Genomic DNA, 13,931 nt, shown 5'->3' with positions numbered 1-13,931 from the left:
GCCGAGGTGCTGGTGCAGGTGACCGGTCGCACCCCCGCGGACGGCGACGTGCTCGCGGCCGCGCTCGTCGCGACGGCACGGCAGCGCGGCCCCGTCCCGGCGAGGAGGCCGCGTGGACGTCCTGAACGAGGCGTTCGTCTGGCTCAACGACCCGCTCAACTGGACGGGCCGGCGGGGCGTCCTCGCGCTCACGGTCGACCACCTTCAGGTGTCCGCCGTCGCGGTGCTGCTCGCGCTCGTCGTCGCGCTGCCGCTCGGTCTGTGGCTCGGCCACCGCGGCCGGGGCGCGACGGTCGGCGTGGTCGTGGCGAACACGACGCGTGCGCTGCCGACGCTCGCGCTGCTCATGCTCCTCGCCGCGAGCGGCTACTTCGGCAACGGCGCGACCGCCGTGGCCTGCGCCGTCTTCGCCGTGCCGCCCGTGCTGGCCAACGCGGTGACGGGCGTCGCCGGCGTCGACCCGGCGGCGCGGGACGCGGCGCGCGGGCTCGGGATGTCGCCGGCACGGGTGCTGCGGTCGGTCGAGATCCCCAACGCGGTGCCCCTCGTCGCGGCCGGCATCCGGACCGGCGCGGTGCAGGTCCTCGCGACGGTACCGCTCGCGGCGCTCGTGGGCGGCACGAGCCTCGGCACGGTCGTCGTCACGGGCTTCGGCACCCAGCGCTACGGCCAGGCCCTCGCCGGCGGCCTGCTGGTGGCGGCGCTGTGCCTGCTCGTCGAGGGGGTGCTCGCGCTGGTCGAGCGGGCGGTCACCCCGGCGGGCCTGCGCAGCCGCGACCGCGCCGCCACCGGCCGGCGTGCACGCCGCCGCACCACCCCGGCGCGCGCGACCGCGGTTGCCGAGCCCGCGGTGACCGGGTCGAATGGGCGCAGCCGTGCGTCGTGACACGACGCGCCACCGCGCCGCCCGACGGCGGACGCCGTCCGCCCCCGCGACCGGACCGACGCCCCACCGACAGGAGCAGCCCATGCGCACACGGCGCACCCGCACCACCACGCTCGCCGCGCTCGCCGTCGCGACCCTCGCCCTCGCCGGCTGCGGCGCGCCGGGGTCCGGCGGCGGCGAGGCGGAGACGTCCGCCACGAGCGCCTCGGGCCTCGCCACCTGCGAGCCCGTCGCCGGCGAGAGCCTCGTCGTGCTCGAGGACGACCAGGGCCTGCAGAACGCCGACAACGTGATCCCGGCCGTCAACGCCCAGGTCGCGCAGGACCACCCCGTGGTCCTCGAGCTGCTCGACTCCGTGTCGGCGGCGCTGGACACCGAGACGCTCATCGAGCTCAACAAGGCGGTGGACATCGACCGCCGCACGTCGAGCGAGGTGGCTCGCGAGTTCGTCACGGACGAGGGGCTGGCGGCGGACGAGCAGACCGGCGCGGGCGTGGCGCTCACGGTCGGTGCCGCGAACTTCTCCGAGAGCCTCACGCTCGCCGAGGTCTACGCGGAGGTGCTGCGCAGCGCCGGGTTCGACGCCCAGGCGCAGAGCATCGGCTCGCGCGAGACCTACCTGCCCGCGCTGCAGGACGGCACGCTGGCCGTGGTGCCCGAGTACGCCGCGACGCTGACCACCTACCTCGGGTCGCAGGTGAACGGCCCCGACGCGGAGTCCGGCGCGACGTCCGACGTCGACGAGACCGTCGCGGCGCTGACCCCGCTCGCCGAGCAGAGCGGTCTCGTCGTGGGCGCGCCGTCGGCCGCGCAGGACCAGAACGCCTTCGCCGTCACGGCGGAGTTCGCGCAGGAGCACGGCGTCGAGACGCTGTCCGAGCTGGCCGAGACGTGCGGCGGGCTCGTGCTCGCCGGGCCGCCCGAGTGCCCCGAGCGCCCGTTCTGCCAGCTCGGCCTCCAGGAGACCTACGGCCTCGAGATCGCCGACTTCCGGTCGTACGAGCTCTCGCTGATCGGTGCGGCCGTGCGGCAGGGCGACGCGGCGATCGGGCTCGTCCTGTCGTCCGACGGGTCGCTCGCGGCCGACGGCGACTGACCTCGCACGGGCCCTGCGGGGCGGGCACGTCCACGGACGTGCCCGCCCCGCGGCGTTCCGCCGGCGCGTCGGCGCCCGGTCAGCGGCCGTCCTGCTCCAGCAGCCGCAGCCACACCTCGCTGAGGGTCGGGTACGACGGCACGGCGTGCCAGAGCCGGTCCAGCGGCACCTCCCCCACGACCGCGACCGTCGCCGCGTGCAGCATGTCCGCCACGTCCGGGCCGACGAACGTCGCGCCGACCAGCACGTCCCGGGCCCGGTCGACCACGACCTGCACGCGGCCCGCGTAGTGCTCGCCGGTGACGGTCGCGCCCGCGACGGCGCCGAGGTCGTAGCCGACGACGCCGACGTCGAGGCCCGCCTCCCGCGCCTGCGCCTCCGTCCGGCCGACCCAGGCGACCTGCGGCCGGGTGAAGACGACCTGCGGGACCGCCGCGGTGTCCGCGGTCGCGCGGTAGCGGCTCCACGGGCCCGCACCCGCCTCGCCGGCGCGCGACAGCCCGCGCGGCACCGCCGGGCCCGGATCCGCACCGGCGGGGCGCGGGTCGAAGCGCGCCGCGACGACGTCCCCCACGACGCGTGCGTCGTACTTCCCCTGGTGCGTGGTGCCCGTGCGGCCCGTCACGTCGCCCACGGCGAACAGCCAGCCGCCGTCGACGCCGCGCACCTGCAGGGCGTCGTCGACCTCGAGAGCGGCTCCGGGGGTCAGGCCCACCGTCTCGAGCCCCAGGTCCTCCGTGCTCGGCTGCCGGCCCGTGGCCACGAGGACCTCGTCCGCGTCGACCTGCTCGGTGCTGCCCGCCGACGTGCCGCCGGACGCGGCGTGCTCCACGGTGAGGTGCACGCCGGCGTCGTCGCGCGTCGCCGCGACGACCGACGCGCCGAGCGCGACGCGCACACCCCGCTCGGTGAGGGCGTGCGCGAGCGCCTCCCCCGCGAACGGCTCCGCCTGCGGCAGCAGCCGGTCGCCCCGGACGAGCAGCGTGACGTCGCTGCCGAGGTCGGCGAACGCCGTCGCCATCTCCACGCCGACGACCCCGCCGCCCACCACGGCGAGGCGCGGGGGCACCGTGTGCGCGCTCGTCGCCTCGCGGCTCGTCCACGGGCGCACGTCGGCGAGCCCGCCCGCCGACGGCACGGCCGCGACCGAGCCCGTAGCGACGACGACCGCGTGCCGGGCGACGACACGCGTGTCCTCGTCCTCGTGCGTCACCACCAGCTCGCGCGGACCGGTGAGGCGGGCGTGCCCGCGCAGCAGAGTGAGCCCGGCGCCCTCCACCCACGCGACCTGGCCGTCGTCGTCCCAGTGCGACGTCACCTCGTCACGGCGCGCGAGCGTCGCGGCGACGTCGACGTTCCCGGTGACGGCGGCCGACGCACCCGGCACGTCGCGGGCGGCGGCCAGCGCGTCACCCGGTCGCAGCAACGCCTTCGACGGCATGCACGCCCAGTACGAGCACTCACCGCCCACGAGCTGCGACTCGACGAGCGCGACGGACAGACCCGTGCGGGACGCCCGGTCGGCGGCGTTCTCGCCCACCGCGCCGGCGCCGAGGACCACGACGTCGAACTCCCGTACCTCGTTGCTCACGCTGCCTCCTCCTCGTGGCGGCGGCGCCGCCGTCCCGACAGGGTCGCAGGCGCGGCCGCCGGGCACCACGGTGCGCAAGGGCGGGTCGGCGGGGACAGGCGGCGCGTCGGCGGGCGCGACCGTCGACGGGGACGACGAAGCCCCGCCAGGTCGGTGACCTGACGGGGCTTCGTGGCTGGTACGCCCCCCGGGACTCGAACCCGGAACCCGCTGATTAAGAGTCAGCTGCTCTGCCAGTTGAGCTAGAGGCGCGCGGCTCGTAGAGGTTAACAGCACCGGGGCGCCGGTTGCGAACCCGTACCCGCCAGGAGGCGCCTGCTGTGACGACACTCACGCCCGGCGCCGCAGCCGGCCGCGGCGACGCCCGTCAGGGGACCGGCGGCTCGGTGACCTCGTCGGACGCGTCCCGGCCGTCGTGCGCGGGCGTGCCGGCCGGCGTGTCGTCCCCGTCCTGCCACCACGCGTCGTCGGGCAGGCCCTCGGCCGCGAGCAGGTCGGCGGACGTGTCGCCCGTGGGCGTCAGCAGGTCGACGAGCAGGGCGAGCGGCACGTGCTCCGCCAGCAGCTCCTGGGCGTGCTGCGTCGCGTCGACGCCGCGCGCACCGACGGCCTCCTCGAGGGCCTGCACCGACGGCGGCAGCGCCGCGTCCGTGCCGTTCGACACCACGCCGTCCGTCGGCACGTCCTCCGGCGGCACGCCCTCCGGGGTCGTCCGCTGCTCGTCCACCGCGTCACCTCGTCCCAGGTCGTCCCCGCGCCGCGCGTCGTGCGGCGCGACCATCATGCGCCTCGCGGGCGCCGGGGCGGCGCGGGACGCCACCCTCCCGGTCCAACGTCACAGGTACAGACCGGTTCCCTCACCCGTCCCGCGCGGCTCCGCCACGCCGTGCACGTCCTTCTCCCGCAGCAGCAGGTACGTGCGGCCGGCGAGCTCGACCTCGGCGCGGTCCTCGGGGTCGAAGAGCACCCGGTCGCCGACCTCGACCTGGCGGACGTGCTGCCCGACCGCGACGACGTCCGCCCACGCGAGGCGCTTGCCCATGGCCGCGGTGGCCGGGATGACGATCCCCGCGGTGGACCGGCGCTCCGCCGGGTCGCCCTCGAGGGCCACGAGGAGGCGGTCGTTCAGCATGCGGATCGGCAGGTCGGCCGTGCCGTCGGGGGTCGGTGCGCTCACGCCGCCGACGCTACCCGCCGCACGTAGGGTGGTCGGCGTCCCGTCCCCACCCTCACGCCCAGGAGCGCCCGTGCCCCGCCTCGCCGTCGGCGACACCGCCCCCGACTTCACGCTGCCGACCGCGGACGGCGGCAGCGTCACGCTGTCCGCGCTGCGCGGGCAGCACGTCGTCGTGTACTTCTACCCGGCCGCGGGCACGCCCGGCTGCACGAAGCAGGCGTGCGACTTCCGCGACTCCCTGGCGTCGCTGCAGGGCGCGGGCTACGCGGTGGTCGGCGTCTCGCCGGACGGCGTGGAGAAGCTCGCCGCGTTCGCGGAGACGGAGCAGCTGACGTTCCCGCTCGCGTCGGACCCGTCGCACGCCGTGCTCGAGGCGTGGGGCGCCTGGGGCGAGAAGCAGAGCTACGGGCGCACGGTCACGGGCGTGATCCGCTCGACGGTCGTCGTGGACCCCGACGGCACGGTCGCGCTGGCGCAGTACAACGTCCGCGCGACGGGGCACGTCGCCAAGCTGCGGCGCGACCTCGGCCTGGGCTGACACCTCCCGTCCGGACGACTGCCCGGTCGGGGGCGCGCGCGCACGCGTGTGCCAGACTCGACCGGCCGCGGGAGTGGTGAAACGGCAGCCACGCCAGGTTTAGGTCCTGGTGCCCGAGAGGGCGTGCGGGTTCGACTCCCGTCTCCCGCACCACACGGCCGCTGCAGGGGCTCGTCCCCGCTCCGTGGCGTCCCCGCACGACCCCCTCGCGCCCCTCGCCGGACGCACCGAAGGGCGCCCGGCGTGCGGCGGACGCCCTTCTCAGGTGGTGCTGCGGGTGGCCGCGCGACGGCTCAGGCGCCGGCGGGCGCGCTCTGCCGGGCGGCGATCTGCGCGCGGACCTCGTCCATGTCGAGGTCCTTCACCGCGGTGACGACCTGCTCCAGCGCGGGCCCGGGCAGGGCACCGGCCTGGTTGAAGACGAGGATGCCGTCGCGGAACGCCATGAGCGTGGGGATCGAGGTGATCTGCAGCTCCGCGGCGAGCTGCTGCTCGGCCTCGGTGTCGACCTTCGCGTGGACGATCTCCGGGTGCTGCTCGGACGACGCCTCGAACACCGGGCTGAACTGGCGGCACGGGCCGCACCAGGACGCCCAGAAGTCGACGAGGACGATGTCGTTGTCCTTGATGGTCTCCGCGATCGTGTCGACGGTCAGCGCTGTGGTGGCCATGTGTCTTCCCTCCTGGCGGTTGCGTGCGGTACAGCGTCCGCGGACGCCGAGGTATTCCCCGCACGGGCTGCGGCCGCCGGGTCCCGGGGCGTGACCGGCACGGGACGTGAGCGGCGTCGCGCGCGGCGGTCGGGCGCACGCCCCCCGGCACGCGGTAGAACTGCACGGTGACCGCGTCCGCCGAGTTCCCCCGCGACCCCGAGCGTCCCGCCGGCTGGCTCAGCCGTGAGGACATCGCCACCGTCCGCGCCCAGATCCCGATCCTCTACGTGGACGCCGTGCCCGTGCGCGTGGACGACTCCGGCGACGTCGTCGCGGTCGGCCTGCTGCTGCGCGTCACGCCCGAGGGCGTCATGTCCCGCGCCCTCGTCAGCGGCCGCGTCATGCACCACGAGCGCGTGCGCGACGCACTGCTGCGGCACATCGAGAAGGACCTCGGCCCGATGGCGCTGCCCCAGGTGCCCGCCTCGCCGCAGCCGTTCACCGTCGCCGAGTACTTCCCCACGCCCGGGGTCACCCCGTACCACGACCCCCGCCAGCACGCGGTGTCGCTCGCGTACGTCGTGCCCGTCACCGGTGACTGCCGGCCCCAGCAGGACGCGCTCGACCTCGCGTGGCTCACGCCCGAGGAGGCGTGCACCGAGGCCGTCCAGGTCGAGATGAACGGCGGCCAGGGCCTGCTGCTGCGGCAGGCCATGGCCTGGGTGGGCCGGCTGCCCTGACCGGTCAGCCGAGCGCGAGCTGGGGCCAGTCCGCCAGGTCCGCGCGCAGCGCACGGTCGTGCGTCGCGACGACGACCGCGGCGGACGTCGCACGCAGCGCTGCCGTCAGCTCGTCGACCAGGCCGACCGACAGGTGGTTGGTCGGCTCGTCGAGGACGAGCACGTGCGGTGCCGCGAGCAGCGCGCACGCGAGGTCGAACCGCCGGCGCTGACCGAGCGACAGCTCGCGCAGCGGGCGCTCCAGGTCCGCCTCGGTCAGCAGCCCGAGGGCCGCGACGGGCACGAGCCGGTCCGGGTCCAGGACCCCCGCGTCCAGCAGCCGCAGCGCGTGCCGCGCGTACGCGTCGAACGCCGTCAGGGGTGCCTCGCCGGGCGCCGGCGCGGCGACGTGCTCGGCGGGCCCCTCCTGCGACAGCACGCCCAGGCGCACGTGCGGGCCGACGTCGCGCGTGCCGCGGTCGAGCGCGACGGCGCCCGCGAGCGCCGCGAGGAGCGTCGACTTGCCCGAGCCGTTGGGACCCGTGACGAGCAGGCGACCGGCGGGCGGCACCTCGACCCGGCGCCCCGGCAGGTCGAGCCGGCCGGCCACGCGCGGCGCGCGCAGGTCGAGCAGCGGGCCGCCGGGCCAGTCGGGCGGGACCGACGGCAGGTCGGGGAACGTGAGCGTCGGCGGCGGGACCGGGACGTCCACCGCGTCGCGCTCGAGCTGCTGCACGAGGCGGTCGGCAGCCTTGACGTGCGTGCGGGCGCGCGTGCCGCGCCGGTGCTTCTGCGAGCCCTTCGGCGGGCGCCACTCGTCGGACAGCCCCTCGTACGACGCGTCGAGCCGGGCCGCCAGCACGGCGGCCCGCTTGCGCTCGGCGCGGTAGCGGGCGCGCCAGCGGCGCAGCATCTGGTCGCGCGCGAACCGGTAGTCGGCGTACCGCGCCGCGCCGTACAGCACGGGGCGCCCGTCCATCGACGGGTCCATGTCGAGGATGCCGGTCATGACGTCGTCGAGCAGCCGGCGGTCGTGCGTCACGATGACCAGCCCGCCCTGCCAGCCGCGCAGCCGGTCGGTCAGGTGCTCGATGCCGGCGACGTCGAGGTGGTTCGTCGGCTCGTCGAGCAGCAGCAGGTCGGCACGCTCCGCGACGCGGCACGCCAGGCGCACGCGGTACCGCTCGCCGACGCTGAGGGCGTCGAGCCGGCGCTCCCGGTCGCGCGGCGCGCCGAAGCGGGCGAGAGCCTCGTCGACCCGGCGGTCCACGTCCCACGCCGCGAGGTGCTCGTACCGCGCGATCGCCGCCGACAGCCACGTGACGTCTCCGCCGTCGTGGTCGAACGCGTCGATGGCCGCCTGCAGCTCGTCCGCCGCCCGGCGCGCGGCCGCGAGGGTCGCGTCGACGAGCGTGCCGATCGTCTCGCCCGGGCGCACGTCGAGGTCCTGCTCCACGACCGCCAGCGAGCCGTGCCGGCGCACGCGCCCCTGCTGGGGCACCAGCCGCCCGGCGAGCACCGCGAGCAGCGTCGACTTGCCGGCCCCGTTCTCGCCGACGAGCCCGATGCGGTCGCCGGGCGACACGGTGAGGTCCAGCGCGTCGAGGACGGGCCGGCCCGGGTAGCCGAACGTGACGCCCTCGGCGACGAGCTGCACGTCGCCGGGGCGTCCCGCGGGTCCCGGGACGGGTCCGGTCATGCGCGCGGCGCTCCTCCGGACGAGCCGAGCGCCGCGACGAGGACGGGCACGAGCGCGCGGAACGCCTGCCCGCGGTGGCTGATCGCGTTCTTCTCCTCCGGCGTCAGCTCGGCGCACGTGCGGGTGTCCCCCAGCGGGACGAGCACGGGGTCGTAGCCGAACCCGCCCGCACCGAGGGGCGCCGTCGCGAGCGTGCCCTCGAGGGTCCCGAGCTCGACGTGCTCCGTCCCGTCGGGCGTGACGAGCGCAGCGGCGCACACGAAGCGCGCGCGGCGGTGCTCGGGGCGCACGTCGGCGAGCTGGGCGAGGAGCAGCGCGAGGTTCGCGGCGTCGTCGCCGTGCCGCCCCGACCAGCGGGCCGAGAAGATGCCCGGCGCGCCGCCGAGCACGTCGACCGCGAGGCCCGAGTCGTCCGCGACCGCCGGCAGGCCGGTGTGCGCCGCGAGGGCGCGGGCCTTGATGAGGGCGTTCTCGGCGAACGTCACGCCGTCCTCGACGGGCTCGGGCGCCTGCACGTCACGCGCGCCGACGACGGCCTCCGGCGCGAGCCCCGGCAGGGCCGGCGCGAGGATGGCCCGCAGCTCGCCGACCTTGTGCTGGTTGTGCGTCGCGAGGACGAGACGCGCACCGGGGGGGACGCTCACGCCGTGGTCCCCGGGGCGGTCGCGGCGGCGGGCGCGGCCGGGGCGGGTGCGGCGCCGGCGCGCGTGGCGGAGCCGTCCGACGGGTCGGCGGCGAGCGCCGCCTGCTGCAGGCGCGTGAGCTCGGCCGTGCCCGCGAGCGCGAGGTCCAGCAGCGCGTCGAGCTCCGCGCGGTCGAACGGCGCGTGCTCCGCGGTGCCCTGCACCTCGACGAACGTGCCGGACCCGGTGACGACGACGTTCATGTCGGTCTCGGCGCGCACGTCCTCCTCGTACGGCAGGTCGAGCACGGGCCGTCCGCCGACGACGCCGACGCTGACCGCCGCGACCGAGTCGCGCAGCACCTGCCGGCCCGGCTTCACGAGGCGCTTGCGCTGCGCCCACGCGACCGCGTCGGCGAGGGCGACGTACGCACCCGTGATGGCGGCCGTGCGCGTGCCGCCGTCCGCCTGCAGGACGTCGCAGTCGAGCACGATCGTGTTCTCGCCCAGGGCGGCGACGTCGATGACGGCGCGCAGCGACCGGCCGACCAGACGCGAGATCTCGTGCGTCCGCCCGCCGACGCGCCCCTTGACCGACTCGCGGTCCGACCGGCTGCTCGTCGCGCGCGGCAGCATCGCGTACTCGGCGGTCACCCAGCCCTCGCCGGAGCCCTTGCGCCAGCGCGGCACCCCCTCGGTGAACGAGGCGACGCACAGCACCTTCGTCCCACCGAACTCGACGAGGACGCTGCCCTCGCCGGCGTCGAGGAAGCGCCGCGTGATGGTGACGGGCCGCAGCTGGTCGGCGCGCCGCCCGTCGGCGCGCACGGAGACGTCAGAGGTCGAAGCACCCATGCCCCGACCCTACGTGCCCACCCCACCCACCCCGTCCCCCGTCCACCCCGCGCCCCCCTCCCCGCGCCCCTCCCGACGCCTCTCCCACCCCTCCCGCCGACTGCGGTAGCTCGCACCGAGCGCGGCGGTTGCACCCGCCGCACTCGGCGAGAGCTGCCGCACTCGGCGGTCGGACGTCTCGGCCGGCCGGCGTGCGTGCGCGTCAGCCCGGCACACCCGCGGCGCGGAGGCGGTCGGTCATGGCGCGTCCCGACCACGCCTCGTCCCACGTCCAGCGCACGACCGTCGCGCCGGTCGCGCGGATGCGGTCCTCCCGCAGCTTCTCGCGCCAGACGACGTCCGCGGGGTCCACGCCGTCGCGGGTCCCCGGCACGACGCCGGACCGGTACTTCACGCGGCCGTCGAACTCGCCGACGACGCGGCACCGCGGCCACCAGAAGTCCACGCGCGCGACCACGCCGTGGGCGTCGACGACGACGTGCTGCAGGACGGGCGCCGCCAGGCCGCTCTCCGCCATCCGGACACGGCTCAGCGACTCCCCCGGTGACTCGGCGCGCTCGTCCAGCAGCACGGCGGCGGTCCGGGCGCGCCGGACGCCACGCGTACCGGGTGGCAGGCGCGCCACCTCGTCCTCGATCTCGTGCACCGACGTCGCACCGGTCCGCAGCGCGTGGTCGCCGGCCACGACGGCCGGCAGCACGCCGCCGTGCCGGGCGAGGTCGACCACCGTCCGTGCGACGGTGGTGACGTGCAGCCCTCCGACGACGAGGACGTCCGGCGGCGCCGCGGTCGTGTGCCGCGCGACGTCACCGTGCGAGCGTCCGCCGGGTGACGGGCCGGTCGTGACGTGCACGCGGTTGTCCGGCCACCCGACGACCGGCAGCCCGTGGACGGCTGCCGCCGACCGGTGCGAGAAGAGCGGTGGCCACCGCGCCGCCGCTGCGACGGCGGTCGCGCGCACGCGCGCGCGGTCGTCCGGACCCCACGCCTCCCACGCGTCCGCGGTCGCGTACGCGCCGCGCCGGACCCGGTGCAGACGCGCGTCGCGCCACGGCGGTCGCCCACGAGCCTCACCGGCCCGTGCGTCCAGCACACCTCGCCCGCCGAGCACCGTCGTCACCGCGTCCTCGTCCACGGGTGCACCGTGCCAGCCGGCACGGGAGCGCACGGGCCGTCGTCCACACCCCCGGACGGCCAACACGACCACGCGCGCCACGCCGACCACGCCGAGTGCGGCACGTCGCACCGAGCGCGGGTGGTGCACCTACCGCACTCGGCGGGACCTGCCGCACTCGGTGGGAGGTACCGCACTCGGCGTGGTGCTGCGGGTGGGTGGGTCGGGTGGGGCGGGGGTGGGCGGGGTCAGAGGGGGATCGTGAGGCCCGGGTGGGCGAGGGTCGTCTCGCCGTCGTACACGGAGCGGGCCTCGGCGAGGGCGGTCCGCGGGTCGTTCCAGGCGGGCACGTGCGTGAGGACCAGGCGTCGCGACCGGCCACGGGCGGCCGCCTCGCCGGCGCGGCGGCCCGTCAGGTGCACGCCGCGCAGGTGGTCGTCGCGACCCTCGACGTAGGCGGCCTCGGCGAGCAGCAGGTCGGCGTCGGCGGCGAGCGCGTCGAGGCCCGGGCAGGAGTCGGTGTCGCCGCTGTAGGCGAGCGTGACGGTGCGGGCGGGGTCGTCCTCGGACGGGCCCGAGACCCGCACGCCGAACGCCGGTATGGGGTGGACGACCGGCACGGGCTCGAGCGTCAGCGGCCCGACCGTCACGGTCCGGCCCGGCTCCCACGTCTCGACGGCGAACTGCTCGCCGGTGTGCGTCGCCGGGTCCTTGCCCGACAGCTGCGCGAGGCGGTCGACGGTGCCGGCGGGCCCGAGCACGCGCAGCGGCGGCAGCGCACCGTCCGGCCGGTAGCGGCGCAGGACGCCGAGCACGGCCATGTCGGCGACGTGGTCGGCGTGCAGGTGCGACAGCGCCACCGCGTCCAGCGCCGCCGGGTCGCCGTAGCGCTGCAAGGGCCCGAGCGCGCCGTTGCCCAGGTCGAGCACGACCGACCACGTCCGGCCGTCGGCGTCGTCCGCCTGCACGAGGTAGGACGACGCGGCGGAGTCCGGCCCGGGGAACGAGCCGGCGCAGCCGATCACGACGAGCCTCATCGCAGCGCCCCCCGCAGGGCGACGCGCGGCTCGACGGCGTCGACCTCCGGGCCGAGGAACCGGCGGGCGAGCGTCGTGAAGGACACGGGGTCGCCCGTGGCGAGGAAGCGGTGCGTCGGCGGGCCGGCCGCCGGGTCCCGCTCGAGGTCGTGCGCGACGAGCTGGCGGTACACGTCCTTGGCCGTCTCCTCCGCGCTCGAGACGAGCGTGACGTCGTCGCCCATGACGTAGGAGATCGCGCCCGTCAGCAGCGGGTAGTGCGTGCAGCCGAGGACGAGCGTGTCGACCCCTGCCGCCCGCACGGGGTCGAGGTACTCGTGCGCCACGTCGAGGACCTCGGGACCGGACGTGACGCCGGCCTCGACGAGCTGCACGAAGCGCGGGCACGCCTGCGACGTCAGCTCGACGCGCGCGACGGCGAACGCGTCGTCGTACGACCGGGAGTCGATGGTCGCGCGCGTCCCGATGACGCCGATCCGGCCGTTGCGCGTCGCGGCGACCGCCCGGCGCGCCGCCGGCAGGATCACCTCGACGACCGGCAGCCCGCGGCGCAGCGTGTAGCGCTCGCGCGCGTCGCGCAGCACCGCCGACGACGCGCTGTTGCACGCGATGACGAGCATCTTGACGCCCGCGTCGATGAGGTCGTCCATGATCTCGAGCGCGTGCGCGCGGACCGCCGCGAGCGGCTTCGGTCCGTAGGGACCGTTGAGGGTGTCGCCGATGTACAGGGTCGACTCCGTCGGCAGCTGGTCGAGCACCGCGCGTGCGACCGTGAGCCCGCCCACGCCGGAGTCGAAGATGCCGATGGGGGCGTCGTTCACCCTGCCGAGACTAGTCGTCGGAGCGTCCGCGGCCCGGCCGACGCTCGTCGTGTGCGGCGAGCATCACAGCGAGCAGCGACTCCTGGAGCCAGGACAGCGCTCCGTACACCGACCCCAGGTACGCGCGCACGTCGTCCTCGGCAGCGCCGGCGAGGCCGTCGTAGAGCGCCTCCGAGTCGGCGTCGGTGCGGATCTCGAGCCGGTCGGCGAGGACGAGGCGCAGGTCGGTGAGGGTCGCGGCGACGTCGTCCGCGGAGGAGGGCGCGACGACGAACGCGTCGTCCGGCCACCCGGGCTCCCCGTGCACGAGCGCGGTCCACAGGCACCGCAGCCGGGCGACCTTGCGCGCGCGCAGGTCGTCCTCGGTGAGGCGGCGGAACTCCTGCGCGACCTCGGCGTCGTCGCGCGAGGCGTCCGGCAGGAGGCGACGCACCGCGGGGTCGTCGGGCGGCGGCAGCGGCGCGGTGCGGACGGTCCACGGACCCGCCGGGGCGCCGTCGGCGGGGCCGGCGGCCGCGTGCGGGCCGGGTCCGGCCGCCGGGACGCCGTCCTCGAAGCGCCCGGCGCCCAGCAGCTCGGCGACGTCCGCGACGACGGACGCGACGACGGCTCGCTCGCCGGCGTCCATGCGGGCGACGTACCGGCCCTTCTGCCGGCGGAACGCGCGCATCACTCGCCCCCGCGCTGCAGCGTCGCCCACAGGCCGTACCCGTGCATCGCCTGCACGTCGACCTCCATCGCCTCCCGGTTGCCCGTGGACACGACGGCGCGGCCCTCCTGGTGCACCTGCCGCATGAGCCGTTCGGCCTTCTCCCGCGGGAAGCGGAAGTACGTCTGGAAGACGTACGTGACGTACGACATCAGGTTCACCGGGTCGTTCCACACGATGGTCACCCAGGCGTCCGCGAGGCCGGTGGCCTCGTCGGCCTCGACGGTCGTGTCGGGGACAGCGGTCGGGGCGGGCACGTGACCACTGTAGGTGCGGGCGCCCACGCGGCCCCACCGCCGCGTCGCCGGGACGGCGTGCCGCGCGGCCCGCGCCGCACGCGCCCGGGCGGTGTATTATAAAAAAAAACGCACACACGACACTCATAAGACAATCTCGGATGAAGACATGAGAGTT

Annotated in this window: 16 protein-coding genes and 2 tRNA genes; 5 read left to right on the top strand and 13 right to left on the bottom strand. The window is 76.4% G+C overall.

All coding sequences use genetic code 11. From position 1 onward, the window contains the following. The first annotated feature begins 112 nt into the window (after positions 1–112). Positions 113–886 carry an ABC transporter permease gene (locus AB6N23_RS13485; protein ID WP_412866544.1) on the top strand — a complete coding sequence of 258 codons (774 nt, stop codon included), beginning with the start codon at positions 113–115 and terminating at the stop codon, positions 884–886. An 82-nt stretch (positions 887–968) separates the two neighbouring features. Further along, complete coding sequence (locus tag AB6N23_RS13480) at positions 969–1,982, top strand: glycine betaine ABC transporter substrate-binding protein (RefSeq protein ID WP_412866543.1); 1,014 nt, start codon at positions 969–971, stop codon at positions 1,980–1,982. Positions 1,983–2,061: 79 nt separating this feature from the next. Here AB6N23_RS13480 and AB6N23_RS13475 read toward each other — a convergent pair whose 3' ends face one another. The 4 genes from AB6N23_RS13475 to AB6N23_RS13460 all read right to left on the bottom strand — a co-directional run bounded on the left by AB6N23_RS13475 (position 2,062) and on the right by AB6N23_RS13460 (position 4,705). After that, positions 2,062–3,573, bottom strand: a complete 1,512-nt coding sequence (locus tag AB6N23_RS13475) for a dihydrolipoyl dehydrogenase family protein (RefSeq protein WP_412866542.1) — start codon at positions 3,571–3,573, stop codon at positions 2,062–2,064. A 176-nt stretch (positions 3,574–3,749) separates the two neighbouring features. Then, positions 3,750–3,825: transfer RNA gene (locus AB6N23_RS13470), tRNA-Lys, on the bottom strand. A gap of 115 nt (positions 3,826–3,940) precedes the next feature. Beyond that, positions 3,941–4,300, bottom strand: a complete 360-nt coding sequence (locus AB6N23_RS13465; protein WP_412866541.1) for a hypothetical protein — start codon at positions 4,298–4,300, stop codon at positions 3,941–3,943. A gap of 108 nt (positions 4,301–4,408) precedes the next feature. Continuing rightward, the gene (locus AB6N23_RS13460; protein WP_378201150.1) at positions 4,409–4,705 is read right to left on the bottom strand and encodes a GroES family chaperonin; all 297 of its coding nucleotides are present in this window, start codon (positions 4,703–4,705) and stop codon (positions 4,409–4,411) included. Positions 4,706–4,820: 115 nt separating this feature from the next. On the opposite strand from AB6N23_RS13460, the gene bcp reads away from it, so the two are divergent. Continuing rightward, positions 4,821–5,288 (top strand): thioredoxin-dependent thiol peroxidase, encoded by a 468-nt coding sequence (gene bcp, locus AB6N23_RS13455; RefSeq protein ID WP_412866540.1) that lies wholly within the window; start codon positions 4,821–4,823, stop codon positions 5,286–5,288. Between the two features lie 67 nt (positions 5,289–5,355). Next, a tRNA-Leu gene (locus AB6N23_RS13450) sits at positions 5,356–5,441 on the top strand. Positions 5,442–5,581: 140 nt separating this feature from the next. Here AB6N23_RS13450 and trxA read toward each other — a convergent pair. Continuing rightward, a complete protein-coding gene (trxA, locus tag AB6N23_RS13445; RefSeq protein ID WP_412866539.1) occupies positions 5,582–5,959 on the bottom strand; it encodes a thioredoxin in 378 nt (125 codons plus the stop codon). A 167-nt stretch (positions 5,960–6,126) separates the two neighbouring features. Here trxA and AB6N23_RS13440 point away from each other — a divergent pair, with 167 nt between their 5' ends. After that, positions 6,127–6,681: an NUDIX hydrolase family protein gene (locus tag AB6N23_RS13440; RefSeq protein WP_378201094.1), complete on the top strand. Its 555-nt coding sequence runs from the start codon at positions 6,127–6,129 to the stop codon at positions 6,679–6,681. Between the two features lie 4 nt (positions 6,682–6,685). Here AB6N23_RS13440 and AB6N23_RS13435 read toward each other — a convergent pair whose 3' ends face one another. The 8 genes from AB6N23_RS13435 to clpS form a co-directional block, all read right to left on the bottom strand. Further along, on the bottom strand, positions 6,686–8,359 hold the full coding sequence (locus AB6N23_RS13435) for an ATP-binding cassette domain-containing protein (RefSeq protein ID WP_412866538.1): 1,674 nt from the start codon (positions 8,357–8,359) through the stop codon (positions 6,686–6,688). Next, positions 8,356–9,003, bottom strand: a complete 648-nt coding sequence (rdgB, locus tag AB6N23_RS13430) for an RdgB/HAM1 family non-canonical purine NTP pyrophosphatase (RefSeq protein ID WP_412866537.1) — start codon at positions 9,001–9,003, stop codon at positions 8,356–8,358. Before rdgB ends, AB6N23_RS13435 begins: the two co-directional genes overlap by 4 nt. Further along, positions 9,000–9,836, bottom strand: a complete 837-nt coding sequence (gene rph / locus AB6N23_RS13425) for a ribonuclease PH (RefSeq protein ID WP_412866536.1) — start codon at positions 9,834–9,836, stop codon at positions 9,000–9,002. The genes rdgB and rph overlap by 4 nt, the downstream gene beginning before the upstream one ends. A 202-nt stretch (positions 9,837–10,038) precedes the next feature. After that, positions 10,039–10,971: a hypothetical protein gene (locus tag AB6N23_RS13420; protein ID WP_412866535.1), complete on the bottom strand. Its 933-nt coding sequence runs from the start codon at positions 10,969–10,971 to the stop codon at positions 10,039–10,041. 227 nt (positions 10,972–11,198) lie between these two features. After that, complete coding sequence (locus AB6N23_RS13415; protein ID WP_412866534.1) at positions 11,199–11,987, bottom strand: MBL fold metallo-hydrolase; 789 nt, start codon at positions 11,985–11,987, stop codon at positions 11,199–11,201. Continuing rightward, positions 11,984–12,808, bottom strand: a complete 825-nt coding sequence (murI, locus tag AB6N23_RS13410) for a glutamate racemase (protein WP_412866533.1) — start codon at positions 12,806–12,808, stop codon at positions 11,984–11,986. The genes AB6N23_RS13415 and murI overlap by 4 nt, the downstream gene beginning before the upstream one ends. Positions 12,809–12,818: 10 nt before the next feature. Then, positions 12,819–13,478, bottom strand: coding sequence for a DUF2017 family protein (locus AB6N23_RS13405; protein WP_412866532.1), 660 nt, complete (start codon positions 13,476–13,478; stop codon positions 12,819–12,821). After that, entirely contained in the window at positions 13,478–13,774 is a 297-nt protein-coding gene (gene clpS, locus AB6N23_RS13400; RefSeq protein ID WP_378201117.1) for an ATP-dependent Clp protease adapter ClpS, read from the bottom strand. Before clpS ends, AB6N23_RS13405 begins: the two co-directional genes overlap by 1 nt. Positions 13,775–13,931 lie beyond the last annotated feature (157 nt).

It is taken from the genome of Cellulomonas pasadenensis, from assembly GCF_047229365.1.
Lineage (GTDB): Bacteria > Actinomycetota > Actinomycetes > Actinomycetales > Cellulomonadaceae > Cellulomonas.
This window is presented reverse-complemented; position numbering and strand designations above follow the sequence as displayed.